Origin of the sequence: Mesorhizobium sp. AA23 (genome assembly GCF_001672435.1) — a bacterium.
GTDB lineage: Bacteria > Pseudomonadota > Alphaproteobacteria > Rhizobiales > Rhizobiaceae > Mesorhizobium.
Genome location: NZ_LYTP01000012.1, coordinates 561096 through 586934, shown reverse-complemented (window position 1 = coordinate 586934; position 25839 = coordinate 561096). Strand labels below are relative to the sequence as shown.

Genomic DNA, 25839 nt, shown 5'->3' with positions numbered 1-25839 from the left:
CGACGATTTCGATCGGTAGCCGACACTGCGCGAGCGGCGTCAGCCGCTCACGCGCCGAGCTTCGCTCCAAGTTGCTCGACTTGAAACGGAGCGACCTGCGGCGGACCGTCGAGGACCCCTTGCGACTGCAAGGCAGCCTGCCCGAGTTCGGTCAGAGCGTAGATGCCGCGCTCGGCCCTGGCGAACCAGCCATAATAGTTGTGCAGCAGGATGCTGGCCGCGCGGGGGGCAACGAGTTTCAAATCGCGCGGCCGCTTCGGGCCGTCGGCCATGGCGGCGGCGCAGGCAATTGCTTCCTGGCGGTATGCGGTCATGATCGGCTTTTGCCGCGTGCTGCCGCCGATGGACGGATCGCCCTTGCGGCGGTGATGCTCCTCGACCAGCCGCGAGCGCCGCCTCGGGTCGCGCCGCGGCGGCACGGCGGCCGGGCTGAGCAGCAACTCGACCTTGCCTTTCCCGTCGACCGCGAGCAGGCCGAAGCCGAGCCGGCGGCAGAGCGCGCGAAAACGTCGATCGTGCTCGCGGCCCTTGCCGCGCGCCGACATCCGCGCGGCGAGCCAGACCTCGTCGCAGGCCGCCGCCCGATCGACGCCTTGCAGAACGAGCTCGAGATTGAACTGCAGCTTCAGCTCGCAGATGACGACCACGGGCGGCTCGCCTTCGCGCAACCCGACGATGTCGCAGCCGCCGACCTCGCCTTTGACGGTGAAGTCGAGGCTCTCGAGGAACCGCTTCACCGGTGCATAGAGGGACGTTTCCTGCATGGGAGAGGCATAGCCGATTCGAGCCCGGCCGACACGGCAGAAGGCGACGCGACCGCCCGCCGCTATTGCTTGGCGAACTGGCCCCTATAGGTCTGGCCGGCAAGCGTGTAGGTGCCGGCCAGCGTTTCGTCAGGCTGCATCGTAAACGTGATGTCTGCGCCGTTCGGCAGGCGTCCAAGCTTTAATGTGTTCCCGGCGATCCTGCCGGCGCCGTCGGCGATCCCCGGCTTGTTGTCGGCCATATCGCCCCACGCGTAGCTGACCGTCACCTGCCCGCCCGGTGAAACGGTCAGCACGGCCAGCTTGCCTTCAAAGGTGCCATCCAGCCGTCCCGCCCAAATGCCTGAAAACGCCGCATATCGAGCGGGGCACTCTTGCCCGGAGGCGTGATCGCCACGGTTTGGTCGAGCACCGCAGTGTCCGGGACAGCGGGAGCCGCGACAGCAGCCGGGGCAGGTTGAGGAGGAGGCGGGGCCTCGGATACCGATTCACAAGCGACAAGCGCCAATGCCGCGAAACCGAGCATCACAGAAAGACTGTTTGGTGGAGCCAATCGGAATCGAACCGACGACCTCTTGAATGCCATTCAAGCGCTCTCCCAACTGAGCTATGGCCCCACTCCCGGCAGTCAGCCGGCGCCGTTTCCGGCGAAGAGATCCGGCGCGGTTGGGCACCGCGCCGTCGTTTAGTGCTGGCGGCTTCTAGCGCCGCCTTCGGTCAAGATCAAGCCTTGAAAAGCCGCTTTTTCGTCACAGGTCAAAATGGCCGGCAAACAATCGCGCCGGGGCCGAAATCAGACCTCGTCCTCGTCGTCGCCGACGCCGATCATATCGGAAACGTCGTCGTCCTCTTCTTCCTCGTCGGCAAGGAAGGTGTCATCGTCATCGTCACCGAGATCGACATCATCCTCGTCGTCGCCGAGATCGGGCAGATCGTCGCCGCCGCCCTTGGTCTCCTCGTCCGCATCTTCGAGCGAGACGATTTCGGCGCCTTCTTCCTCCTCGGAGTCGACTTCCTTGTCGGCGACGTCCTCATCGTCCTCGATCGCGGAAATCTTGCCTTCCTCGAAATAGGACCGCGGATAGCTCTTGCCGGTGTAGGGCGAGACGATCGGGTCCTTGTTCAGATCGTAGAATTTCCGCCCCGTTTCGGGGTCGACACGTTTTGTGCCAAGTTCAGGTTTTGCCACAGCAAGCCTCGTCAAAAAAAGAATGGTCCCCTTAACCGCAGTTTTCCGCGCTGTCAAAGCCAAAAGCCGGCATCGCAAAACCTTGCATTCGAAGGCCCGCGTGAGGGGATGACCATTGCGGCGCGCCGTGATACGAGACCGCCGCAACACGACGAATTGAGCCGGCCCGCCGGCACCCGCATTTGGAAAAGACAATGTCTCACGCTGCCGCCCCGAAGCCGGCTACGGCCCGCAAATCCCCTGCCCTTGCCGGCGCGGCGCGGGTGCCGGGCGACAAGTCGATCTCGCACCGCTCCTTCATGTTCGGCGGCCTGGCTTCCGGCGAGACGCGCATCACCGGCCTGCTGGAAGGCGAGGATGTGATGCGCACGGGCGCCGCCATGAAGGCGATGGGCGCGCATATCGAAAAGAAGGGGGCCGAATGGGTGATCCGCGGCACCGGCAACGGCGCGCTGCTCGAGCCGGAAGGCCCGCTCGATTTCGGCAATGCCGGCACCGGCTCGCGGCTCACCATGGGCCTGGTTGGCACCTATGACATGGAGACGACTTTTATCGGCGACGCCTCGCTCTCCGGCCGGCCGATGGGCCGGGTGCTGGAGCCGCTGCGCCAGATGGGCGTGCAGGTGCTGAAGGCGGCGCCCGGCGACCGCATGCCGATCACGCTGCGCGGCCCGAAACACGCCGCGCCCATCACCTATCGCGTGCCGATGGCCTCGGCACAGGTGAAGTCGGCGGTGCTGCTTGCCGGGCTCAACACGCCCGGCATCACGACCGTGATCGAGCCGGTGATGACGCGCGATCACACCGAAAAGATGCTGAAAGGCTTCGGCGCCAACCTCACCGTCGAGACCGACGAGCGCGGCGTGCGCCACATCTTCATCGAAGGCCAGGGCAAGCTGACGGGGCAGACCATCGCCGTGCCCGGCGACCCGTCCTCGGCCGGCTTCCCGCTGGTGGCGGCGCTCATCGTGCCGGGCTCGGATATCGTGATCGAGAACGTGCTGATGAACCCGACCCGCACCGGGCTGCTCCTCACATTGCAGGAGATGGGCGGCCGCATCGACATTCTCAACCCCCGCAATGCCGGCGGCGAGGACGTGGCGGACCTGCGCGTGCGCTCCTCCGACCTCAAAGGTGTCGTGGTGCCGCCGGAGCGGGCGCCGTCGATGATCGACGAATATCCGGTGCTGGCAGTCGCCGCTGTTTTCGCCGAGGGCGAAACGCTGATGCAGGGTCTGGAGGAATTGCGCATCAAGGAATCCGACCGGCTGTCGGCGGTGGCCAACGGGCTGAAGCTCAACGGCGTCGACTGCAGCGAGGGCGAAGCCTCGCTCGCCGTGCGCGGCAAGCCCGGCGGCAAGGGCCTGGGCGCTCACCCCAACGGTCAGGACACGGCGGTGAAAACGCATCTCGATCATCGCATCGCCATGAGTTTCCTGGTGATGGGGCTGGCGACGGAAAAGCCGGTGACCATCGACGACGCCAACATGATCGCGACGAGCTTTCCGGAATTCATGGGGCTGATGAAGGGGCTCGGCGCCGAGATCGAGTGACGGGCGATGGGTTGGAGCCGAACCGAGATGCAGGTGGAACAGCACCCCGCTTTTTCCTGCCGGACATCTCCCCCGCAAGGGGGGAGATCAGATGTCGCGCAGGCTTTCGCCAATCTCCGACGCCGGACGGAATGCGCCGGTATCGGAACTGCCAATCTCCCCCCTTGCGGGGGAGATGTCCGGCAGGACAGAGGGGGGTGTGAAGGATCGCGGCGCTTGTCATATTCATCGCGCTCTTCGACTACGTCGGCCGACCCATGACCCACCCCTTTACCATCGCAATCGACGGCCCCGCGGGCGCCGGCAAGGGCACACTCGCTCGCCGGCTCGCCGATCATTACCGGCTGAACCTGCTCGATACCGGCCTCACCTATCGCGCCGTCGCCCATAAGCTGCTCGAGCTCGGTCTGCCGCTCGACAATGTCTCGGCGGCGGAAACCGCGGCTCGCCAAGTCGATCTTTCGAACCTCGACCGCACGGTGCTTTCGGCGCATGCGGTGGGCGAGGCCGCCTCAAAGGTCGCCGTCATTCCGTCGGTCCGGCGCATCCTGGTCGATAAGCAGCGCGAGTTCGCCAAGGCGCCGCCAGGCGCGGTGCTCGACGGACGCGACATCGGCACGGTCGTGTGTCCCGACGCCGACATCAAGCTCTATGTCACAGCGAGCGCGGAAGTGCGGGCAAGGCGCCGGCTGGCCGAGATCGAGAGCATGGGCGGCAGCGCCGATTTTGCCGCGATTCTCGCCGACATCGAGCGCCGCGACGAGCGCGATATGGGCCGTGCCGACTCCCCGCTCAAGGCGGCGGCGGACGCGCACTTGCTCGACACCAGCGACATGGCAATCGAGGCCGCGTTTCTGGCGGCCATGGCAATCGTTGACCGAGCCATGGCCGCGAAAGACCTCGCCTGAGCTTGGCTATCACGACCGGATCGTGCCTTCGATCGCATGTCTGCCTGACCTGCTCACGACGGCTACGAAAACCGCCGCGGTGACATAGGCAATCAAGGCGTAAAGCGCTGGCGGGATCGCCATTTCGGCGTTGTTGAGGAGATATTCGCTAAGCGCCAAGGCTATGACGAACGCGGCGTTGTGGATGGCCGTTGCCATGGTGATGGCGACCGCCTGCCGCCTTTCCAGGCGCAGCAGCGACGGAACGGCGTAGCCGAGCGCCATGCTCACCACGTTGAAGGCAAAGGCGGCAAAGCCGACAATGGGCCCCCAGGTCACGATGACCTGCCGCTGATCGACGACGGCAAAAATAACGACCGCCGCAAGAAAAAGCGTCGCCAGTAGCTTGACGGGCCCCTCCAGGCGCTCGGCCAAGGCCGTGTAGCGGTGCCGGACGGCAACTCCGATCGAAACCGGGACAAGCACAACGGCAAAGAACTGCAGGAATTTCTCGATCGGCAGCGGGATGACGTGCCCGGCGCCATAGAAATGCAGCAGCGAAAAATTGGTGATCAATGGCACCGACACCAGCGCCACCATTGAGCTGATCGCCGTCAGCGTCAGGCTGAGCGCCGTATCGCCCTTGGCAAGGTGGGTGAAGAGAACCGCGGACGGGGCGCCGGGACTGGCCGCGAGCAGCATCATGCCGACCGCCATGGCAGGCGGCAAAGCCGAAACCGACACGATGCCGAAGCAAAGGACGGGAAGAACCAGTATCTGCACGATAAGAGCCACCAGGAGGGCCTTCGGTCGCAGCACCACCTGCAAGAAATCCTGGAGCTTGAGGGACAGGCCAAGCCCCAGCATGATGATGACGAGGGCAACCGGCAGGAAGATGTTGAAAGTGGCGCTTGACTGCATGGTGATGCTCCCCGTGACAATCCATGTCGGCAAAAAAGAACTGCAGCCGCGAACGCGTAATCGCAAAAACATTCGGGCGGAGCACGCGCACCGCCGCGACGCGCACTTGCCTGACACCGGCGAAGTGTCTATAGAGACCGCGTTTCTGGCGGCCATGGCTAACCATCAAAGACTGCTGGCCAAGAGAAACAAGGCCTGATCCGGGTTTTCCTCGTGTTTTCCGTTGCCGGAGGCGATGAAAATACCCATATCGGGCACGAACCAGCCTGCCAGCATTCTCTATGCGCCGGACTTGCCGCTTAAGCGGCCGAGGGCTCTTCAGCCCGGAACGCCGGCAGGCTCACGCAACGCTAACCCACGGCGCCCGCTTCGCTTGTTGTGCGAAGCATTCCAGGAGAAACAATGTCAGCTGCAAATCCCACTCGCGATGATTTCGCGAGCATGCTCGAAGAATCATTCACCGCCGGCCATTCCGGCGAGGGCCAGGTTGTCCGGGGCACGATTACCGCGATCGAAAAGGACATGGCCATCATCGATGTCGGCCTCAAGGTCGAAGGCCGCGTGCCGCTGAAGGAATTCGGCGCCAAGGGCAAGGATTCCTCCCTCAAGGTCGGCGACACCGTCGAGGTCTATGTCGAGCGCATCGAGAACGCGCTTGGCGAGGCCATGCTGTCGCGCGAGAAGGCCCGCCGCGAGGAGAGCTGGGTGCGCCTCGAAGAGAAGTTCACCAAGGGTGAGCGCGTCGAAGGCGTCATCTTCAACCAGGTCAAGGGCGGCTTCACCGTCGATCTCGACGGCGCCGTGGCGTTCCTGCCGCGCAGCCAGGTCGACATCCGTCCGATCCGCGACGTCTCGCCGCTGATGCACAACCCGCAGCCCTTCGAGATCCTCAAGATGGATCGCCGCCGCGGCAACATCGTGGTGTCGCGCCGCACCGTGCTCGAGGAGAGCCGCGCCGAACAGCGTTCGGAAATCGTGCAGAACCTCGAGGAAGGCCAGGTGGTCGAGGGCGTGGTCAAGAACATCACCGACTACGGTGCTTTCGTCGACCTCGGCGGCATCGACGGCCTGCTGCATGTCACCGACATGGCATGGCGCCGCGTCAACCATCCGACCGAGATCCTCAACATCGGCCAGACGGTCAAGGTGCAGATCATCCGCATCAACCAGGAAACCCACCGCATCTCGCTCGGCATGAAGCAGCTCGAGAGCGATCCGTGGTCGGATATCGGCACCAAGTTCCCGATCGGCAAGAAGATCAAGGGCACCGTCACCAACATCACCGACTACGGCGCGTTCGTCGAGCTGGAGCCGGGCATCGAGGGCCTCATCCACGTTTCGGAAATGTCGTGGACGAAGAAGAACGTGCATCCCGGCAAGATCCTGTCGACGACGCAGGAAGTCGACGTGGTGGTGCTCGAGGTCGATCCGGCCAAGCGCCGCATCTCGCTCGGTCTCAAGCAAACGCTGGAGAACCCGTGGGAAGCCTTCGCGCGCAACCATCCGGTCGGCAGCCAGGTCGAGGGCGAGGTCAAGAACAAGACCGAGTTCGGCCTGTTCATCGGCCTGGAAGGCGACGTGGACGGCATGGTGCACCTCTCCGACCTCGACTGGACCCGTCCGGGCGAGCAGGTGATCGAAGAGTACAATCGCGGCGACATGGTCAAGGCGCAGGTGCTCGACGTCGACATCGAGAAGGAGCGCATCTCGCTCGGCATCAAGCAGTTGGCCCGCGACACGGTCGGCGAGGCGGCGAGCAGCGGCGAGCTGCGCAAGAACGCCGTCGTCACCTGCGAGGTCACCGCGGTGAAGGATGGCGGCCTGGAAGTGCGGCTGGTCGACAGCGGCCTCGATACCTTCATCAAGCGTTCGGACCTTTCCCGTGACCGCGACGAGCAGCGCCCCGAGCGCTTCACCGTCGGCCAGAAGGTCGACGCCCGCGTCATCGCCTTCGACAAGAAGACCCGCAAGCTGCAGGTCTCGATCAAGGCGCTGGAAATCGCCGAGGAGAAGGAAGCGGTCGCCCAGTACGGCTCGACCGACTCCGGCGCCTCGCTGGGAGACATCCTGGGCGCGGCGCTGAAGAAGCAGGGCAACTAAGCTCCTTCCTCTACCGAAAGCAAAAACCCCGCCGGAGCGATCCGGCGGGGTCTTTCATTGCACTTTGATCTATGAGGTCAGGCTCGCCCGTAGAGCGGCACCAGCGTGCCGCTCATCGCCTGATTGGCGGGCGAGGCGAGATAGGCGATCGCCTCGGCGGCGGCCTCGAGGCTGACCCATTTGGTGAAATCGGCGTCGGGCATGTCGGCGCGGGTGGCGGGCGTGTCGAGCGTCGAGGGCGCGACCGCATTGACCAGGATGCCCTTGTGCTTCAGCTCCTCGGCCATCGCCTGGGTCATCGCGGCGACCGCCGCCTTGCTCGCGGCATAGGCGACCATTCCGGCGCCGCGCCTGGGATCAAGCCCGGCACGCGCGCTGACGTTGACGATGCGCCCCGCGGTGCCCGACGTCAGCATCGAGCGCACCGCGGCGCGGCTGCAAAGGAAGGTGGTCCGGGCATTGGTGTCCATCATCTCGGCAAAGGATGCCGTCTCGATCTTTTCGACCGGCGCCATGGTGAAACCGCCGGCAAGATGGATCGAAGCCCAAAGCTCCGGAACCTGATGGTAGAAGGCCTCGACCTTGGCGGAGTCCGACAGGTCGACATTGTGCGCCAGATGGACGCTGGCGTGAGCCGCGTAGGGAAAATGAGGCGGAGCCGCGGCATGCGCATTGGGCACGTGGCAAATCGCGCCCTGCTCCAGCAACCTGCCGACAACCGCGCCGCCGAGCGCCCCGGTGCCGCCCGTCACCACGACATGCCTGCCGTTAAGCGTTTCCGTCATATTTCGACTGCTCCTGTCGTATTCTTATGGTTATGCCGCCCCAGCCTCGAACGTCGCGCCTTTCGCGTTGTCACTCAATTGAAATATCGACATGGCAGGCGTCCCGTCTTTGCATGCGTCGAGACAAAGCCGCGCAACGTGACGCGGCTGCGTCTCGGCCGGATGGGACGGTCGCCAGGACCTTCAATCGACGATGATTTCTATAACCCGCGGCTTGCCGGCAGTTCGCGCGCGCTTCAGCGCACCGGCCAGGTCACCGACCCCTGTCAGCCGCTCGGCTTCGATGCCGTAGGCCTCGGCGAGCTTGCAGAAATCCGGCGGCGCCGGCGACACGCCGACCGGCTCGACGCCGACATCAAGCATCGAGGTCTCGATCTCGCGATAACCGCGATTGTTCCAGACGACGAAGATCACCGGCGCCTCGGCGTCGAGCGCCGCGCCGAGCTCCGGCAAGGTGAACTGGAAGCCGCCGTCGCCGGTGAGGCACACGACCGGCGCTTCGGGCACGGCAAGGGCGGCACCGATCGCCGCCGGCGGACCGTAGCCCAGCGCGCCGAAACCGGTCGCGGCATTGAACCAGCCGGCCGGACGGTCGTGGTCGTAGTAGAGGTTGGCGGCGTAGATCGGTTGCGTCGAGTCGCCGACGATGATGGCGCCGGGCAGCGCGTCACGGATCGTCTCCACCGCGCGCAGCTGCGCCAGGTAGTCCGGCCGCAGCTCCGCCAGAGCGGCCTCTCGCCCTGCGGCAGCGCGGGCTTCGCCGTCTTTCGCGGCGACATGAGCGGCGCCGAGTGCAGCCAGCAGGGCAGAAAGCGCCTCGGCACAATCGGCGTGGATGCCAACCGTCACCGGACGGCGCGCGAGCTGGTCGGCGCCGATATCGATGCGGATGAGGCTCGGCGGCAGCACGAAGCCGCCATCGCCGTAGCCGTCATAGTCGGTGGGGCCGAATTCGGTGCCGGCGGCGATCACCAGATCGGCGTCCGCCATCATCGCGCGCACCGCCTTGAGGCTTGGGCTTGCGGGCACCAAGAGCGGGTGGCCATGCAGCAGGCCGCGCGCATTGGCGGTCTCGACCACCGGCGCGCCGAGCGCTTCGGCGAAGCGTGTCAGCGCCGCGTCCGCTTTCTTGGCACCGCCACCGGCAAGAATCAGCGGACGGCGAGCCGCCTTGATCAACCTCGCAGCCTCGGCAACAGCCGCCGCGTCCGGAGCGGGCGGCGCGGCGTTGCCGAGCACCGGCGCGAGCCCCTCGGCGGGCTTCACCATGACGTTTGTCGGGATCTCGATGTGAACCGGACCCGGCCGCGACGAGGAGAAGACGGCGAAGGCGCGGGCGAGCGCACCCGGCAGTTCCTCGGCCTCGGTGACACGCTCGGAAGACAGCGCCACCTTCTCCATCATGCCGCGCTGGTCCGGCAGTTCGTGCAGGAAGCCCAAACCCTTGCCGAGCGTATCGGTGGCATTGACACCGGAGATCACCAGCATCGGCACCGAATCGGCGCGCGCCTGGCCCATCGCGGTGATGGTGTTGGTGAGGCCGGGTCCGGTGATGACGAAAGCCACGCCCGGCCGGCCGCCGGCGCGGGCGTAGCCGTCGGCCATGAAGCCGGCGCCCTGCTCGTGGCGCGGCGTGATGTGGCGGATCTTCGAACGCGCCAGGCCGCGATAAAGCTCGACCGTATGCACGCCCGGAATGCCGAATACGGTGTCGACCCCATGCGCCTCGAGCAAGGTGATGAGCGCTTCGCCGAGCGTGGTCATTGGTTTTCTCCCTTTGGAGCGGATCACCGTTTAACGGAAACAGTGATTTGCTCTATCTCTTTGTTTGTTACGCAATTCCGGACGGGAAACCGCTTCTCACCTTTTCCTGGAATTGCTCTAGACCGTGATGGCGTTTCGTTGAATTGCCATACCGATCTAACCTTTGTTGAGCATGATCTTTCTCCGAAAACTCGTTCCTACTTTTCGGAATCATGCTTCAGCGGCGCGAGGCCGAGTTCGGCCTCGACAGCCTTGATGCCAATCGCCGCCAATTCGCCGGGCGAGAACATCTCACTGGCCAGGCAGCCTTCGATCCAAAGCCCGTCGATGATCGCATTGATGGCGATGGCATGACGGCGCAGCTGACTTGCGTCCGGTTCGCGCTGTTCGGCGGCGAGCACCTCGGCCACGACCGCTTCCACCTCGTTGCGAAAGCCAAGATAGCCTTCGCGGTGAGCGCGGGCGAGCGTCGGATCCGCGCTCGCACGGCCGATGAACGTCGCCCAGAGCGAAAACACCCGTTGGTCGATGATCGGCGCGCTGAGATTGGCGGTGACGAAAGCTGCAAGGCGTTGGCGAGGCGACGCCTCTTCCATGACCAATGCCGCTTTCGCCTGCTCGGTCATGCGGCCGACCAGCGCCGTATAGGCCCCCTGCAGCAATTCTTCCTTGCCGGGGAAATAGTGCCGGATCAGGCCGGCGGTGACGCCGGCACGCAATGCGATGGTGCGCAAAGTGGCGCCCTGCAGGCCATATTCCGCCACGCAGTCCAGAGTCGCTTCGATCAGATCCTGCCGCCGCCGCTCCTCGCCCTCGCGACGGAACTTGCGGCGCGCAGTCATCGGCGCAGGATCGGCCGTGTCAGGCATGTCGGCCCGCCTTCACAGGCGATACAGAGCGCGTCCGCCTCGAAAATCTCAACCGTGCAGCCGGCGGCCTCCATCGCGGCTTTGGTCTTGGGAAAGCCCGCAACGGCAATGACCTTGTGCGGGCTGGTCGGCAGCACGTTCAGGCTGAGGCCGTTGGAAGCGGCGAATTCTCCGGCGTCGCCTTCGACCAGCCTGATGCCGCGCGCCTTCAGCATCTGATAGAACGGGGCCGGCAAAAGCGGCGAATAGACCAGCGCGAGATCGTCGGCCAGCGGGCTGATCACCGACATCAGATGCAGGCACGCCTCTTCACCCTGCCACAGCGGCAGATCAAAACCGTAGACGGAAATACCCAGCGGCGTCAGCAGGTTCGAAACCTGCTGGATGCCTTCCTGGTTGGAGCGGACCCCGCGCCCGATCGCCAGCGTGCGGGCATCCACCCATACGCAATCACCGCCTTCGACCTGGCCAGGAGCCTCGACGCGGCCGAGGATCGGAATACCCAGCCCTCTATAGGTTTCCTCATGCAGGGAGGGCTCCCTGGCGCGCAATGGCTTGCCCATCGAGAGGATCAGCGCACCGTGCTCGGTCATCAGCGATGGGTCGTGCGTGAACACCGAATCCGAAAGGCCGTCCGCCTTGTCCTCGATCCATTCGATTTCGGCGCCGGAAGCGGCTACCAGTTCAGCAAGGGCCGCGTGCTGTGACGCTGCCTTCGCCGGGTTGAACCCCGGGCCATAGTGCCATTGAGCTCTGTCGGCGTCGCGCATGGCGTTCGCCGCCGACCGCATGAGCACGCGCCGCAGCGGCGCCGCCATGGATTGTGATCCGAAAGCGCTCATCAATGCCCTTTTAAGATGAAAAAAACCGAAAAAATTTCATGAAAGGCTATTTATACACTTGCGCAACAAGGTCGCAAGTGCCGTAATGAACGGGATTGACGGGCTCGCGCTGCCGGGTCCATGCTGAAGTGAGGAGCGGGACAGTACAGCGTATGTTGATGAGCCGGATGGACGTTCGACGAACTGCCGTCGCCCCTATTGAGGTTACCCGGTGAGCGCGGTGGAAGCCGCCGCAGTCCCAGCCGGCCAAGCGCAGAGCGGCGCCGCCGAAGCCATCCATGTCGAGAACCTGCACAAGAAGTTCGGCCAGTTGCATGTGCTGAAGGGCGTTTCGCTGTCGGCGCGCGACGGCGAGGTGATCGCCATCATCGGCGGCTCGGGCTCCGGCAAGTCGACGCTGCTGCGCTGCATCAACTGCCTGGAAAACCCGACCAGCGGCATCATCCGTGTCAATGGCGAGGAGATCAAGCTGAAGGCCGACAGCCACGGCCATACGGTTCCTGCCGACCGCAAGCAGATCGAGCGCATCCGCTCGAGACTCGGCATGGTGTTCCAAAACTTCAACCTGTGGAGCCACATGACGCTGATCGAGAACGTCATCGAGGTTCCGGTGCACGTGCTCGGCGTCAAGCGCGACGAGGCGATCGCCCAGGCCGAGAAGCTGCTCGCCCGGGTCGGGCTGGCGGAGAAGCGCGACGTCTACCCGGCATTCCTGTCGGGCGGCCAGCAGCAGCGCGCCGCGATCGCCAGGGCGCTGGCGATCAATCCGCGCGTCATGCTGTTCGACGAGCCGACCTCCGCGCTCGATCCGGAACTGGTCGGCGAGGTGCTGAAGGTGATCGGCGACCTGGCGCGCGAGGGGCGCACCATGGTGCTGGTGACGCATGAAATGAAATTCGCCCGCGAGGTCGCGACCCATGTCGTCTACCTCTACAACGGGCTGGTCGAGGAAGAAGGCCCGCCGGAACAGCTGTTCGGCGCGCCGAAATCCGAAAGGCTCAAGCAATTCCTCCGCAATGTCGGCTAGGGCCGGCGTCAAGCGGAGCGAAAACCGGGAACGACAACAAACTGGGAGTCCTGAAATGAAGACTGTTCTCAAGACCTTCGCCGCGGCGCTGCTGTTCGGCGTCGCCGCGATGGGCGTGGCCAAGGCCGATCAGGTCAAGATCGGCGTCGCCGCCGAGCCCTATCCGCCGTTCACCTCGCCGGACGCGACGGGCAAGTGGGTCGGCTGGGAGATCGATTTCATCGACGCCGTCTGCGCCGAGGAGAAGCTCGACTGCGTAATCACGCCCGTTGCCTGGGACGGCATCATTCCGGCGCTCACCACCAAGAAGATCGACCTCATCGTCTCCTCGATGTCGATCACCGACGAGCGCAAGAAGACGATCGACTTCTCGGATAAGTATTACAACACGCCGACAGCAATCATCGGGCCGAAGGATCAGAAGTTCGGCGCCACGCCGGACGATCTCAAAGGCAAGGTGATCGGCGTTCAGGTGTCGACCGTGCATGCCGTCTACGCCAAGAAGCACTTCACCGGCGCGCAGGAGATCAAGGAATACCAGACGCAGGACGAGGCGAACAATGATCTCGCCGCCGGCCGCCTCGATGCGGTGCAGGCCGACTCCATCGCGCTGGGCGAATTCCTCAAGACGGACCAGGGCAAGGCCTGCTGCGATCTTAAGGGTATGGTCGCGCCGGACGACGAGGTGCTGGGACCGGGCGTCGGCGCCGGCGTGCGCAAGGAAGACACCGCGCTCAAGGAAAAGATCAACGCCGGCATCAAGGCCATCCGCGCCAACGGCAAGTACGATGAGATCTCCAAGAAATACTTCGACTTCGACATCTATGGCGGCGCCACGCAGTCGAACTGACGCCTCCTTTTGATGTTGGGGGCATGGCCAGCGCCATGCCCCTTGGCCCAAACCTTGCCACGCATGCCCGCCGCTGAACGCTGCGGTCGGCGGCTGCCAGCAATTCGGGGGCGAAGCTGATCAATGCCTTTCTTCCGGCCTCGGCGGCCGGCATCATCGAACTCCTGTCGCCCGTGCCGCCCGGCTGGGGCGGCACCCTGCTGGTCGGATTGCTGCATTCGATCGAGATCGCCATCGGCGCCACCTGCCTTGGCCTTTTGATCGGCACCGGCGGCGCCTGGGGCAAGCTTTACGGCGGACCGGTGACGCGCGATCTGCTCGCCGTCTACACCACGGTGGTGCGCGCCGTGCCGGAACTGGTGCTGATCCTGCTGCTCTATTACGCCGGCACCGATCTCATCAATCAGCTGCTGACCGCGATCGGTTACCAGCGCGTCGACATCAGCGGGCTGGCCGCCGGCATTTTTGTCCTTGGGGTCGTGCAGGGCGCCTATTCGACGGAAGTCATCCGCGGCGCCATCCTGTCCATCCCACAAGGCCAGATCGAGGCCGCCCGCGCCTATGGCATGCCGCCCGGCCTGATGTTGAGGCGCATAACATTGCCGGCAATGCTGCCTTTCGCCATTCCCGGCCTTGCCAATCTCTGGCTGATCGCCACCAAGGACACCGCGTTGCTTGCCGTCGTTGGCTTCTTCGAACTGACGCTGGCGACGCGTCAGGCGGCCGGCGTCACCAAGGCCTATCTGGTCTTCTATCTTGCTGCCGGCGCGCTTTATCTGGCGCTGACGCTGTTTTCCAACGTGATCATCGGCCGCGTCGAGGCCTGGTCGCGGCGCGGCATGCCTTCCGTCAAGGAGGCGCGCTGATGTCGGCCGAAGCGACCGCGATCAACATGGCGGCGCGTGCCTCGCTCTGGCTGAAGCCGCACCGCATCGTGCTGATCCTAATCGCGCTGGGATTGGTCCTCTGCGCGGCCTTCTTCATGCGCTGGGACTGGCTGCCGCAATATTGGCAGATGGGGCTGCTCGGCATCTGGCGGTCGCTGTGGATCCTCGTCGTGACCTGCGCGCTGGGCTTTATACTGGCCGTACCGCTTGGGCTGGCGCAGGCCGGTGGGCCGTTCTGGCTCGCCGCACCGGCCAAGATCTTCTGCACCATCATTCGCGGCACGCCGCTGCTGCTGCAGCTCTGGCTGCTCTACTACGGGCTTGGATCGCTTTTTCCGCAATATCCATGGATTCGCGAGTCCTGGATGTGGCCCTATCTCAGGCAAGCCTGGCCCTACGGCGTGTTGGCGTTGACCTTGTCATTTGCCGGCTATGAAGGCGAGGTGATGCGCGGCGCCTTCGCCGGCGTGCCGAAAGGGCAGCTGGAAGCCGCGCGCGCCTTCGGCATGAGCCGCTTCAAGATCTTCCGCCGCATCTGGCTGCCGCAGGCCTTCTTCCGTGCGCTGCCGACACTGACCGGCGAAACCGTGCTGCAGCTCAAGTCGACGCCGCTGGTGGCGACGATCAGCGTCATCGATATCTTCGCCGTCTCGTCCAAGGTGCGGCAGGACACTTATCTCACCTACGAGCCCTTGCTGCTGCTGGCGCTGATCTACATGACAATCACCGGCATCCTGGTTCTCATCTTCAGCCGCATCGAGGCCCGGATTCCGGTCAAGATCGGTTAGTAGGGGAATAGGGGAATAGGGGAGTGTTCAGCCACGATCCGCGTTCACATTTCCATCCCCATTCGCTATTTGCTCCACAATCTCCCCCTACTCCCTTATTCCCTTATTCCCTTATTCCCTTACTCCCCTACTTCCTCAGGACGGCTCCGATGCAACTCACTCTCGACCAGGCAACAGGGCTGTGCCGCATGGCGGCGCTCGGCGCCGGCGCCAATGAAGAAGTGACGCAGTCGCTGGTTGCCTCGATCATCGCCGCGCAAGCAGAAGGCCTGTCGGCGGTCGGCCTGTCGCATTTCATCGACTATCTGGAAGCCATCGAGGACGGCCGCATCGACGGCGATGCCGATCCGGTCGTCACCCGGCCGGCGCTGGCCGTCTACCTCTCCGACGCGCGCGGCGGGCTTGCCCATACCGGCTTCGACCGCACTATCGATGACCTCGTCAAGGCGGCGAGGCTGTTCGGCGTCGCCATCTTCTCGCAAAGGAACGCCTATACCTGCGGCGCGCTCGGCTATTTCACCGGACGGCTGGCAGCGCAGGGGCTGGTCTCGTTCGCCGCCACCAACGGGCCGGCGGTGCTTGCAGGCTCGGGCTCGGTCAAGCCGGTCTACTGCACCAACCCGATGTCCTTTGCCGCGCCTGCCGCGGACGGGCCGCCGTTGGTGATCGACCAATCGTCGAGCGCCACCGCCTTCGTCAACATCCGCAAGGCGGCGGAAGACGGCAGGAAGATCCCCGAGGGCTGGGCACTGGATGCCAGCGGCAATCCGACCACCGATCCAGCGGCGGCGATGAAGGGCGCGATGCTCGCCTTCGGCGGCCAGCGCGGCGCTAACATCGCGCTTATGGTCGAGGTGCTGGCGGCGGGGATTTCCGGCGCCAACTGGTCGCTCGACGCACCCTGGTTCTCAGGCGGGCCGGACAGCCCCGGAACCGGGCTCTTCGTGCTCGCTATCGAGCCCAAATTGGTCGACCCGGATTTTGAACAGCGCATGAAGGACCAGCTTGACCGGCTGCGGCGGCGCTACGGCGTGCACATCCCCGGCCGCGCCCGGGCAGAGGCCGCTGAAAAGGCGACGGCGCGCGGTGTCGATATCCCGAAGGCGGTCGTGCAGCGCATTTCCGAATTCGCTGAACGCTACTCGGCCTGATCGAGGCATCGCCCGGCAACAAGGCGCGCATTTGTTTCGCGCCGCTTTGAACCTTTCTTAGCCCGGCAGCGACCCATCAGCGGCACCCCACATCGCAAGCCGCAAAAGGGTGGCTTGGGTCGCGGCTTGCGATTGGCGGCCGTCGCGCCGGGCGTCCAGGGCCGGGGCGGGCGTGCTTGCTTCACGCCGCCTTGATACCGTCTCAGTCAGGCCGCCTCGTTGGACCCTGTTTCGATGCGCTCACTGCCCGGAAAACCCCGCCTCGGCGGGGTTTTCTGTTTCTCACTGCGGCAATAAAACATGCGAAAGTTCGTCAGGTTTATTCTATTTGACGGAGTGGACGCCTTTGCGTCCGTCAAATCAGCAAAAAGGAGACCGCATGTTCGCCAGCACCGACACGTCCAGACCAAGGCTTATCGTTCCGGCCCTAGGCGGACTCTATGCGACGCTGAACAATGCGGCCGAAACGCTGCTGCGCGCCGTTGCCGGGGCGTTCCTCGCCATTCATGGCTCGCAGAAGATCGTCAATCCGTTTGGCGCCACGGAAATGGTCGAAGGTCTGGGCTTCTATCCTGGCGTCTTCTGGTCGCCGCTGCTCGCCTGCACCGAATTCTTCGGCGGCATTTTGATTGCCATCGGCCTCGTCACCCGCCCGGCCGCTTTCGCCGGCCTGATCGTGCTTCTGGTCACAGTATGGTTCCACTGGGTCACCATGGGCCAGGGCTTTTCGGGCGCGGAAAAGTCGCTGCTCTGGGCGGCAATCCTCGCCTTCTTCGTCATCCGAGGCGGCAACCGGCATTCGGTCGACGCGCGCATCGGCCGGGCGTTCTGAGCGGCTTTTACCCTGACGCAATTCGGCACGGAAAACCGCTCCACACTTTCCTGGAATTACTAAAAAACAAGGCGGCGGCGACCTCCGGTCGCTCTTTGCCTTTGACGCGAAACGGATTAAGAAGCGGCTCAGCCAAGCTTTTGCGCGCGGAGCCAGCCATGACCGAAATCCTGCAGACCCCCAAGCTCGTCGTCGTGTTCGGCGGCTCGGGATTCGTCGGCCGTCATGTCGTTCGCGCGCTCGCCAAGCGCGGCTATCGCATCCGGGTCGCCTGCCGGCGGCCCGACCTTGCCGGCCATGTGCAGCCGCTCGGCAATGTCGGCCAGATCCAGCCGGTGCAGGCCAATGTGCGCGTGCGCTGGTCGGTCGACCGCGCCGTTCAGGGCGCCGACCACGTCGTCAATCTCGTCGCCATACTGCATGAGAGCGGCCGGCAGAAATTCGGCTCCGTGCACGAGTTCGGCGCGCGCGCCGTCGCCGAGGCCGCGCGATCGGTCGGCGCCGGCCTCGCCCATATATCGGCGCTCGGCGCCGACCTCAACTCGCCGTCGGGATATGCCCGCACCAAGGCTCTCGGCGAGAAAGCAGTGTTCGAGACGGTGCCCGACGCCGTCGTCTTGCGGCCCTCGATCAATTTCGGACCCGAGGACGCCTTCTTCAACCGCTTCGCCAACATGGCGCGCTTCTCGCCCGTGCTGCCGCTGATCGGCGGCGGGGAGACGAAATTCCAGCCGATCTATGTCGGCGACGTTGCCGAGGCGGTGGCACGCTCGGTCGACGGCAAGGTCGAGCGTGGCCAGACCTATGAGCTCGGCGGCCCGCAGGTGTTGACCTTCAAGGAATGCATGCAGGAGCTGCTCGCCGTTATCGACCGCAGACGCCTCCTGGTGCCGGTGCCGTGGTGGGTGGCCAATATCCAAGCCTCGATCCTGCAGCTGTTGCCCAATCCGCTGCTGACCAAGGACCAGGTGCTGCAGCTGCGCGAGCACAACGTCGTCTCCGAAGCCGCCGCCAAGGCGAACAGAACGATCAATGGCCTCGGCATCCAGCCGCAGGCGATCGCCGCGATCCTGCCGAGCTATCTCTGGCGCTTCCGCGCCGCCGGCCAGTTCCAGCAGCGCCGGCCGATCGCCGACCGGTAGACTGTTCCCGATCGGGACCCGTTCCAATCAGGCGCGGCGGGAAATCTGCATCGGCAGGCCGCCCTGCGGCTGCGTGGTCAGCTTCTGCACCGGCCATGGCCGAGTTTGTGACGTTACGTCGAAACGGAAGCGCGACAACAGGATGGCCAAAGCAATGATCGCCTCCTGCATGGCGAAGCTGGCGCCGATGCAGACGCGCGGCCCGGCGCCGAAAGGCAGATACTGGAAGCGGTCGATCCGTTCGCGGTTCTCCGGATGGAAGCGCTCCGGCATGAAGGCGTCCGGCCTGTCCCATAGCTTGCGATGACGATGCACCACCCAGGGCATCACCAGCACGGCGGCGTATCTCGGGATATAGAGGCCGTTCCAGGTCTCCGGCTCGATCGGCTCGCGATTGATCGAGGGCGCCGGCGGATAAAGCCTCAGCGCTTCCTCGAAGGCGGCGCGGGTGAGCGGCATGGCGTCCAGCCACCTTGTCGGATCGGGCTCGCGCGCCAACACCGCATCGATCTCCTGCTCGACCTTGTCGCGCTCCCAAGGCGCTTCGGCGAGACAGTAGATCGTCCAGCCGAGCGCGCGCGCCGTGGTCTCGTGCCCGGCGCCGATGAAGGTGATGATGTTGTCCTCGACTTCGGCGCGGGTCAGGCCGTCCGGCCCCTCGGCTTTCAGGAGTAGCGTCAGGAAATCCTGCGGCACGCCGTCGGGATCGCGCTTCAGCCGCTCCTCGCGCATTTTCACCGTGTTGGCAACGATGTTGCGGAAATAGGCCATGGTCTTGCGGCCGCGGATGCGGGTCAGCCGCGGCAGCCATTCCGGGGCGCGCAACAGGTCGAGCGGATCGACCCGGCCCATGGTCTCGAACAGGCGGTCGATCTCCTTGGCGAAGCTGCCGGGCTCGCCGGCGATCTCGCCGGAAAACAGCGTCTCGGCCAGGATATCATAGGTGAGCATCGTCATGTCGCGGGCGACGTCGGTCGTACCGCCGGCCTCGTAGCGGGTGGCGAATTCCAGCGTGCGCTTCAGCATCGGCTCGGCGAAACCGAAGATGTGGCGCGGCGTGAACACCGGCGCCATCGCCTTGCGCGAGCGCTTCCACACCTCGCCCTCGGCGGTGAGCAAGCCGTCTCGCAGGATCGGGCGCAGGATCAGCTGGCGCACCGTCGCCATCTTGTAGTTCCTGGCGTTGTCGATCAGCACGTGGCGGATGAGGCCGGGATCGTTGGCGATGACCAGCGGCCCGCCGATACCGGTCACCGAGATCCAGGGCTCGTTGTAGGTATGCTCGCCCCACAGCTCGAGCGGGTTGCGGTAGACGATGCGCATCATCTCCAGCGTCGAGGGCGGCTGGGTGCGCGGCTTCGGCGCAGGCGGCACGAAGGGGGCGGGCTTTGTGTCCATCGGATGCTCCGCTACGGCGGCAAATGTAATGCGCGGCAAAGCGGGCGTCCATGTGACCGAACGGAAAGCCCATGGAGAGACCGCCTCGCCTGAATGTGAACGGCGCCCTTCGATGGCTGCTTGTTGACGGTGACCGGTTCCTTTAGTCGCCAACGGATACCGTCAATCGAGGAGCCACCCGTGAAGCACCAGTTGAGCATCATCATCGGCAGCACGCGACCGGGACGCGCCGGACCGATCTTCGCCGAGTGGCTGGAGGGGTTCGCGCGCGAGCACGGCAAGTTCGAGCCGGCGCTCGCCGACATTGCCGCCTTCAAGCTGCCGCTGCTCGACGAGCCGCATCATCCGCGCCTGCGCAAATACGAGAACGACCACACCAAGGCCTGGTCGAAGGCGATCGACGCCGCCGACGCCTTCGTCTTCGTGGCGCCGGAATACAATTATTTCGCCGCTCCGGCGATTGTTAACGCCGTCGACTATCTGCTCAAGGAGTGGCGCTACAAGCCCGCCGCCATCTTCAGCTATGGCGGGGTGTCCGGTGGCCTGCGCGCGGCACAGGCGCTGAAGCCGCTGCTGACCTCGGTCGGCGTCATGCCGATCCCGGAAGGCGTGGCGCTGCCTTCCTACAGGACCTTGCTCGACAAGGAGGGCGCGTATCATCCGGGCGAGCAGGTGCTGGGCGGCGCCAAGACCATGCTGGACGAGTTGTTCCGCTGGAGCGAGGCGCTGAAGGCGCTGCGCGCCGGCCTCCGGGCGGAATAGCAGACGTCCCGATATGACTGCTGCAACGCCGCGCTCGGGCGAGGCTTTCGCGCCGGCATAGCCCGCTGCCCGCACCGCGCTTCCCGGTGTATCGCGCCCGGCCTGCCAACGGCCGCTCGCCAAGCCGGCAAAACGCCTGCAAACCTTGGAAAAACGGCCATTTGCGCCTATATCTAGGACATCAAAACGGCGCGATTCGGGACCATTTTTCCGCGCCGGATCAGCGACATCAATCAGACAGGTATTTATGAGCGATCAGACCGAAAGCGCCATTGGCGCGGAAGCCGAGTATGGCGCCGATTCCATCAAGGTTTTGAAGGGGTTGGACGCTGTCCGCAAGCGGCCGGGCATGTATATCGGCGACACCGACGACGGCTCGGGCCTGCATCACATGGTCTATGAGGTGGTGGACAACGCCATCGACGAGGCGCTGGCCGGGCATGCCGACCTCGTCTCGGTGACGCTCAACCCCGACGGCTCGGTGACCGTCATCGACAATGGCCGCGGGATTCCGACCGATATCCATCCCAGCGAGGGCGTCTCGGCGGCCGAAGTGATCATGACCCAGCTGCATGCCGGCGGCAAATTCGACCAGAACTCCTACAAGGTTTCGGGCGGCCTGCACGGCGTCGGCGTCTCGGTGGTCAACGCTCTTTCGGCATGGCTCAAGCTCAAGATCCGTCGCAACGGCGAAATCTTCGAGATGAGCTTCACGCACGGCAATGCCGACGCTCCGCTGAAGGTGACCGGCACCTACGAGCAGGACAAGCGACCGGGGACCTATGAAGGCCGCAGCGGCAGCGAGATCACCTTCTTCCCGTCAGCCGAAACCTTCACCATGGTCGAATTCGACTACAACACGCTCGAGCACCGGCTGCGCGAGCTCGCCTTCCTCAATTCCGGCGTGCGCATCGTGCTGACCGACGCGCGCCATGCCGACCTCGTGCGCCACGAATTGCATTATGACGGCGGCCTAGAGGAATTCGTCAAGTATCTCGACCGGGTGAAGAAGCCGCTGATCGAGAAGCCGATCGCCATTCGCGCCGAGCGCGACGGCATCACCGTCGAGGTGGCGATGTGGTGGAACGACAGTTACCACGAGAACGTGCTGGCCTTCACCAACAACATCCCGCAGCGCGACGGCGGCACGCATCTGGCCGGATTCCGCGCCGCGCTGACCAGGCAGATCACCGGCTATGGCGAGTCCTCCGGCCAGACCAAGAAGGAAAAGGTTTCGCTCACCGGCGACGACTGCCGCGAAGGCCTGACGGCCGTTCTGTCGGTCAAGGTTCCGGATCCGAAATTCTCCTCGCAGACCAAGGACAAGCTGGTCTCCTCGGAAGTCCGGCCGGTGGTGGAAAGCCTGGTCAACGAGGCGCTGGGCACCTGGCTGGAAGAGCATCCAAGCGAAGGCAAGGTGGTGGTGGAGAAGGTGATCCAGGCGGCCGCCGCGCGCGAAGCCGCGCGCAAGGCGCGCGACATAACCCGCAAGAGCACGCTCGGCGTCACCTCGCTGCCCGGCAAGCTTGCCGACTGCCAAGAGCGCGATCCCGCGAAATCGGAAATCTTCATCGTTGAGGGCGACTCGGCCGGCGGCTCGGCCAAGGGCGGGCGCTCGCGCCAGAACCAGGCGATCCTGCCGCTGCGGGGCAAGATCCTGAATGTCGAGCGGGCGCGCTTCGACCGTATGCTCAGCTCCGACATGATCGGCACGCTGATCACGGCGCTCGGCACCTCGATCGGCAAGGACGAGTTCAACGCCGACAAGCTGCGCTACCACAAGATCATCCTGATGACGGACGCCGACGTCGACGGCGCCCACATCCGCACGCTGCTGCTCACCTTCTTCTTCCGGCAGATGCCGGAGCTGATCGAGCGCGGCCATCTCTACATCGCCCAGCCGCCGCTCTACAAAGTGACGCGGGGCAAGAGCTCGCAATATCTCAAGGACGAAAGCGCCTATGAGGAATATCTGATCGAGTCCGGGCTGGAAGAGGCTTCACTGACGCTCGCTTCCGGCGAGGTGCGGACCGGACAGGACCTGCGCGGCGCGGTCGACGACGCGTTGGCGGTGCGGCACCTGATCAACGGGCTGCACACGCGCTACAACCGCAGTGTCGTCGAGCAGGCGGCGATCGCCGGCGCGCTCAATGCCGACGTGCTCGCCGATCTCGGCCGCGCCACCGCCATGGCCGAACACGTCGCCAGGCGGCTCGACATGATCGCCGAGGAGACCGAGCGCGGCTGGAGCGGACGGCTGTCGACCTCCAATGACGGGTCGGGCGGCTATGTCTTCGAACGCACCGTGCGCGGCGTCAAGGACGCGGTCCAGCTCGATGCCGGGCTGATCAATTCGGCCGATGCGCGCCAGCTGGACCGCTATGCAGCGCGCCTGGCGGAAGTCTATGGCGAGCAGCCGGCGCTGCGCCGCAAGGAGACTTCCGAGCTCCTTTCCGGGCCGCTGGCGCTGCTCAACGCGGTGTTCGCGGCTGGCCGCAAGGGACTGACCATGCAGCGCTACAAGGGCCTTGGCGAGATGAACGCCGAACAGCTCTGGGAAACCACGCTGGATCCGAATGTGCGCTCGCTGCTTCAGGTCAAGGTGGCCGACGCGACCGACGCCGACAGCCTGTTCTCACGGCTGATGGGCGACGAGGTGGAGCCGCGGCGCGAGTTCATCCAGGACAATGCGCTGTCGGTGGCCAATCTGGATATTTGAGGACCGTGCCATCGGGCCTCTCAGCCTGCCGTCGGTCCGCCGTCCGTGGCGGATGGGGTGATCCGACCGGAACAGAAGGTCTCCTGAAACATTGTGACAGATCGATCACAACTTGTTTCAGGAGGTTTCGATGGGCCGCGGTATCTTGCTCTGGTTGCTCGGGGTTCCGATTCCGATCATCATTCTCATCATGCTTTTTGCCCGCTAGGAGGCTTCGATGCAGCCCACCCTATCGGCAACCGATGCTCCCGGTACGCTAGAATCCTCCGCCACCGCCGTCAGTTGGGGGCCGATCATCGCTGGCGCTTTCGCAGCCTCGGCTTTGACTCTCATCCTTACCTTGCTCGGCTCCGGACTCGGGCTGACGATGGTTTCGCCCTGGTCCGCGTCGAATCCTTCGGTCACCACCTTCGCGGCTACCACCGGCGCCTGGTTGATCGTCGTGCAATGGCTGTCGGCGGGCCTAGGCGGTTATCTTGCCGGGCGGTTGCGGACCAAATGGGTTGGCGTCCACACTGACGAGGTCTATTTCCGTGACACCACCCACGGCTTCCTTGCCTGGGCGCTGGCCACGTTGCTTGTCGCCGGTGTTCTCGGCTCGGTCCTGTCGGCTGCAGTTGGGACGGGCGTGCAGGCGGCATCCACTGTCGCGTCGGGCGCCGCGATGGGTGCCTCGGCAGGCGCGTCGGCAAACGCCGACGGCGCCTCGGTCGACAATGCGACATCGTATTTCGTCGACACGCTGTTCCGTCCGGCGGATGCGAGCAAGCTTGCAGCCGCCAATCCGCAGAACGACGCGGCGACCACGGCGCAAGCGTCTCGCATCCTGGTCGCGAGTGCCGCCGCCGGTGAGGTGTCGGCCGACGACAAGACCTACCTGGCGCAGCTTGTGACTGCCCGCACAGGCCTTCCGGAAGCCGACGCAAAGGCCCGTGTCGATGCGGTGCTTGCAAAGGTGGAGGAGGCTAAGACCAAGGCCAAGCAGGCGGCAGACACGGCCAGGAAGGCAACGGCCTCATTTGCCCTGATCGGCGCTTTGGCGTTGGTCATCGGCGCATTCATCGCCAGCGCTGCCGCAGCTCTCGGCGGCAAGCAGCGCGACGAAGACGAGGCGCTTTTCCTTTCCAAAGGCTAGACTGAACCATCCGGTGATTGGAAGACAAAGCCCGGCTCACGGCCGGGCTTTTCGGTCTTTGAGATGGCAAGCCGGATCAGTGATCGAAGGCCTTGACGATTTCCTCGGTCATCTTCTTGGCGTCGCCGAGCAGCATCATGGTGCCGTCCTTATAGAACAGCGTGTTGTCGATGCCGGCATAGCCCGAACCCAGCGAGCGCTTGACGAACAGGCAGGTGCGGGCCTTGTCGACGTCGAGGATCGGCATGCCGTAGATCGGGCTGCTCTTGTCATCTCGCGCGGACGGGTTGGTGACGTCGTTGGCGCCGATGACATAGGCGACATCGGCCTGGGCGAATTCGGAGTTGATATCCTCCAACTCGAACACCTCGTCATAGGGCACATTGGCCTCGGCGAGCAGCACGTTCATGTGGCCAGGCATGCGGCCGGCAACCGGATGGATGGCGTATTTTACCTCGACGCCATTGGCCTTGAGCTTGTCGGCCATCTCGCGCAGCGCGTGCTGGGCCTGGGCCACCGCCATGCCATAGCCCGGCACGATGATGACCTTCTGCGCGTTCATCATCAGATAGGCGGCGTCGTCGGCCGAGCCCTGCTTGACGGTGCGCTCGATGCCGTCGTCGGCAGCCGCAGCCGTCTCGCCGCCGAAGCCGCCGAGAATGACGGAGATGAAGGAGCGGTTCATGCCCTTGCACATGATGTAGGACAGGATCGCACCGGAAGAACCGACCAGCGCACCGGTGATGATCAGCGCCAGATTGCCGAGCGTGAAGCCGAGCGCCGCTGCCGCCCAACCGGAATAGGAATTCAGCATCGACACCACGACCGGCATGTCGGCGCCGCCGATCGGGATGATCAGAAGCACGCCGAGCACCAGCGAAGCGGCGACGATCAGCCAGAAGATTAGCTTGGATTCGGTGGTGACGAGCAGCACGATCAGCACCACGAGGGCTACGCCGAGCGCGATGTTGATCAGGTGGCGGCCGCCGATCATGATCGGCTTGCCGGACATGCGGCCGTCGAGCTTGAGGAAGGCGATAACCGAGCCGGTGAAGGTGATGGCACCGATCGCGACGCCGAGGCTCATCTCGATGAGCGCCTGGGCATGGATGTCGCCGGCCGTGCCGATGCCGAAGCTTTCCGGCGCGTAGATTGCTGCCGCCGCCACCATGACGGCGGCGAAACCGACGAGCGAGTGGAAGGCGGCGACCAGCTGCGGCATCGAGGTCATGGCGATGCGGCGCGCCACATAGGCGCCAACGCCGCCGCCGATGGCAAGCCCGAGCACGATCAGGCCGAAGCGGCCAGCCGAGGGCAGCGCCAGCGCCAGCGTGGTGGCGATGGCAATGCCCATGCCGATCATGCCGTAGAGATTGCCCTGCCGGCTGGTGGTCGGATGCGACAGGCCGCGCAGCGCCAGGATGAAGAGGATGCCGGAGACCAGATAGAGGAAGGAAGCGAGATTGACGGTCAC

The 25839-nt window shown here is 64.7% G+C and carries 24 protein-coding genes and 1 tRNA gene; 14 read left to right on the top strand and 11 right to left on the bottom strand.

All coding sequences use genetic code 11. The features are described 5' to 3' along the window. Positions 1-47 precede the first annotated feature (47 nt). The 4 genes from A9K66_RS13470 to A9K66_RS13455 all read right to left on the bottom strand — a co-directional run bounded on the left by A9K66_RS13470 (position 48) and on the right by A9K66_RS13455 (position 1953). Positions 48-764, bottom strand: a complete 717-nt coding sequence (locus A9K66_RS13470) for a DUF2161 family putative PD-(D/E)XK-type phosphodiesterase (protein WP_067324197.1) — start codon at positions 762-764, stop codon at positions 48-50. Between the two features lie 62 nt (positions 765-826). Continuing rightward, positions 827-1060, bottom strand: coding sequence for a hypothetical protein (locus A9K66_RS13465; RefSeq protein WP_245307501.1), 234 nt, complete (start codon positions 1058-1060; stop codon positions 827-829). A gap of 245 nt (positions 1061-1305) precedes the next feature. Further along, positions 1306-1381: transfer RNA gene (locus A9K66_RS13460), tRNA-Ala, on the bottom strand. Between the two features lie 176 nt (positions 1382-1557). Next, positions 1558-1953, bottom strand: a complete 396-nt coding sequence (locus A9K66_RS13455; RefSeq protein WP_067003406.1) for a TIGR02300 family protein — start codon at positions 1951-1953, stop codon at positions 1558-1560. Positions 1954-2147: 194 nt separating this feature from the next. On the opposite strand from A9K66_RS13455, the gene aroA reads away from it, so the two are divergent. Continuing rightward, positions 2148-3506, top strand: coding sequence for a 3-phosphoshikimate 1-carboxyvinyltransferase (gene aroA, locus A9K66_RS13450; protein ID WP_067324710.1), 1359 nt, complete (start codon positions 2148-2150; stop codon positions 3504-3506). Between the two features lie 257 nt (positions 3507-3763). Beyond that, positions 3764-4414: a (d)CMP kinase gene (gene cmk, locus A9K66_RS13445; RefSeq protein ID WP_067324193.1), complete on the top strand. Its 651-nt coding sequence runs from the start codon at positions 3764-3766 to the stop codon at positions 4412-4414. A gap of 9 nt (positions 4415-4423) precedes the next feature. Here cmk and A9K66_RS13440 read toward each other — a convergent pair whose 3' ends face one another. Further along, entirely contained in the window at positions 4424-5314 is an 891-nt protein-coding gene (locus tag A9K66_RS13440) for a bile acid:sodium symporter family protein (protein ID WP_067324191.1), read from the bottom strand. On the opposite strand from A9K66_RS13440, the gene A9K66_RS13435 reads away from it, so the two are divergent. Next, positions 5313-5513, top strand: a complete 201-nt coding sequence (locus A9K66_RS13435) for a hypothetical protein (protein ID WP_067003398.1) — start codon at positions 5313-5315, stop codon at positions 5511-5513. The genes A9K66_RS13440 and A9K66_RS13435 overlap by 2 nt on opposite strands. 203 nt (positions 5514-5716) lie before the next feature. Continuing rightward, positions 5717-7414 carry a 30S ribosomal protein S1 gene (gene rpsA, locus A9K66_RS13430; protein ID WP_067003396.1) on the top strand — a complete coding sequence of 566 codons (1698 nt, stop codon included), beginning with the start codon at positions 5717-5719 and terminating at the stop codon, positions 7412-7414. Between the two features lie 77 nt (positions 7415-7491). Here rpsA and A9K66_RS13425 read toward each other — a convergent pair whose 3' ends face one another. The 4 genes from A9K66_RS13425 to A9K66_RS13410 all read right to left on the bottom strand — a co-directional run bounded on the left by A9K66_RS13425 (position 7492) and on the right by A9K66_RS13410 (position 11674). Then, positions 7492-8199 (bottom strand): SDR family NAD(P)-dependent oxidoreductase, encoded by a 708-nt coding sequence (locus tag A9K66_RS13425; RefSeq protein ID WP_067003394.1) that lies wholly within the window; start codon positions 8197-8199, stop codon positions 7492-7494. 183 nt (positions 8200-8382) lie between these two features. Then, positions 8383-9963, bottom strand: a complete 1581-nt coding sequence (locus A9K66_RS13420) for a 5-guanidino-2-oxopentanoate decarboxylase (protein ID WP_067324189.1) — start codon at positions 9961-9963, stop codon at positions 8383-8385. 197 nt (positions 9964-10160) lie between these two features. Next, on the bottom strand, positions 10161-10832 hold the full coding sequence (locus A9K66_RS13415) for a TetR family transcriptional regulator C-terminal domain-containing protein (protein ID WP_067324188.1): 672 nt from the start codon (positions 10830-10832) through the stop codon (positions 10161-10163). Continuing rightward, on the bottom strand, positions 10802-11674 hold the full coding sequence (locus A9K66_RS13410) for a dimethylarginine dimethylaminohydrolase family protein (RefSeq protein WP_067324708.1): 873 nt from the start codon (positions 11672-11674) through the stop codon (positions 10802-10804). The genes A9K66_RS13415 and A9K66_RS13410 overlap by 31 nt, the downstream gene beginning before the upstream one ends. Positions 11675-11885: 211 nt before the next feature. Between A9K66_RS13410 and A9K66_RS13405 the strand changes: the two genes are divergently transcribed. The 7 genes from A9K66_RS13405 (at position 11886) to A9K66_RS13375 (ending at position 18351) form a co-directional block, all read left to right on the top strand. Beyond that, positions 11886-12701: an ABC transporter ATP-binding protein gene (locus A9K66_RS13405; protein ID WP_067003385.1), complete on the top strand. Its 816-nt coding sequence runs from the start codon at positions 11886-11888 to the stop codon at positions 12699-12701. Positions 12702-12756: 55 nt separating this feature from the next. Next, on the top strand, positions 12757-13551 hold the full coding sequence (locus A9K66_RS13400) for a transporter substrate-binding domain-containing protein (protein WP_067324186.1): 795 nt from the start codon (positions 12757-12759) through the stop codon (positions 13549-13551). A gap of 200 nt (positions 13552-13751) precedes the next feature. Further along, on the top strand, positions 13752-14417 hold the full coding sequence (locus A9K66_RS13395; protein ID WP_067324705.1) for an ABC transporter permease subunit: 666 nt from the start codon (positions 13752-13754) through the stop codon (positions 14415-14417). Further along, on the top strand, positions 14417-15226 hold the full coding sequence (locus A9K66_RS13390) for an ABC transporter permease (RefSeq protein WP_067003383.1): 810 nt from the start codon (positions 14417-14419) through the stop codon (positions 15224-15226). The genes A9K66_RS13395 and A9K66_RS13390 overlap by 1 nt, the downstream gene beginning before the upstream one ends. Before the next feature lie 149 nt (positions 15227-15375). Next, entirely contained in the window at positions 15376-16377 is a 1002-nt protein-coding gene (locus A9K66_RS13385; RefSeq protein ID WP_067324184.1) for an Ldh family oxidoreductase, read from the top strand. A 379-nt stretch (positions 16378-16756) separates the two neighbouring features. Then, a complete protein-coding gene (locus tag A9K66_RS13380; RefSeq protein ID WP_067324182.1) occupies positions 16757-17209 on the top strand; it encodes a DoxX family protein in 453 nt (150 codons plus the stop codon). A gap of 158 nt (positions 17210-17367) precedes the next feature. Further along, positions 17368-18351 (top strand): complex I NDUFA9 subunit family protein, encoded by a 984-nt coding sequence (locus A9K66_RS13375; RefSeq protein ID WP_067324180.1) that lies wholly within the window; start codon positions 17368-17370, stop codon positions 18349-18351. 27 nt (positions 18352-18378) lie between these two features. Here the strand turns inward: A9K66_RS13375 and A9K66_RS13370 are convergent, their stop codons facing one another. Beyond that, the gene (locus tag A9K66_RS13370) at positions 18379-19749 is read right to left on the bottom strand and encodes a cytochrome P450 (protein ID WP_067324178.1); all 1371 of its coding nucleotides are present in this window, start codon (positions 19747-19749) and stop codon (positions 18379-18381) included. A 180-nt stretch (positions 19750-19929) separates the two neighbouring features. Between A9K66_RS13370 and A9K66_RS13365 the strand changes: the two genes are divergently transcribed. The 3 genes from A9K66_RS13365 (at position 19930) to A9K66_RS13355 (ending at position 24365) form a co-directional block, all read left to right on the top strand. Beyond that, positions 19930-20511 (top strand): NADPH-dependent FMN reductase, encoded by a 582-nt coding sequence (locus A9K66_RS13365; RefSeq protein WP_067324176.1) that lies wholly within the window; start codon positions 19930-19932, stop codon positions 20509-20511. A 247-nt stretch (positions 20512-20758) separates the two neighbouring features. Continuing rightward, complete coding sequence (gene gyrB / locus A9K66_RS13360) at positions 20759-23230, top strand: DNA topoisomerase (ATP-hydrolyzing) subunit B (RefSeq protein WP_067324174.1); 2472 nt, start codon at positions 20759-20761, stop codon at positions 23228-23230. Positions 23231-23447: 217 nt separating this feature from the next. After that, positions 23448-24365 carry a hypothetical protein gene (locus tag A9K66_RS13355; protein WP_067324172.1) on the top strand — a complete coding sequence of 306 codons (918 nt, stop codon included), beginning with the start codon at positions 23448-23450 and terminating at the stop codon, positions 24363-24365. A 76-nt stretch (positions 24366-24441) separates the two neighbouring features. On the opposite strand, the gene A9K66_RS13350 is transcribed toward A9K66_RS13355, so the two are convergent. Next, positions 24442-25839, bottom strand: coding sequence for an NAD(P)(+) transhydrogenase (Re/Si-specific) subunit beta (locus tag A9K66_RS13350; RefSeq protein ID WP_067324170.1), 1398 nt, complete (start codon positions 25837-25839; stop codon positions 24442-24444).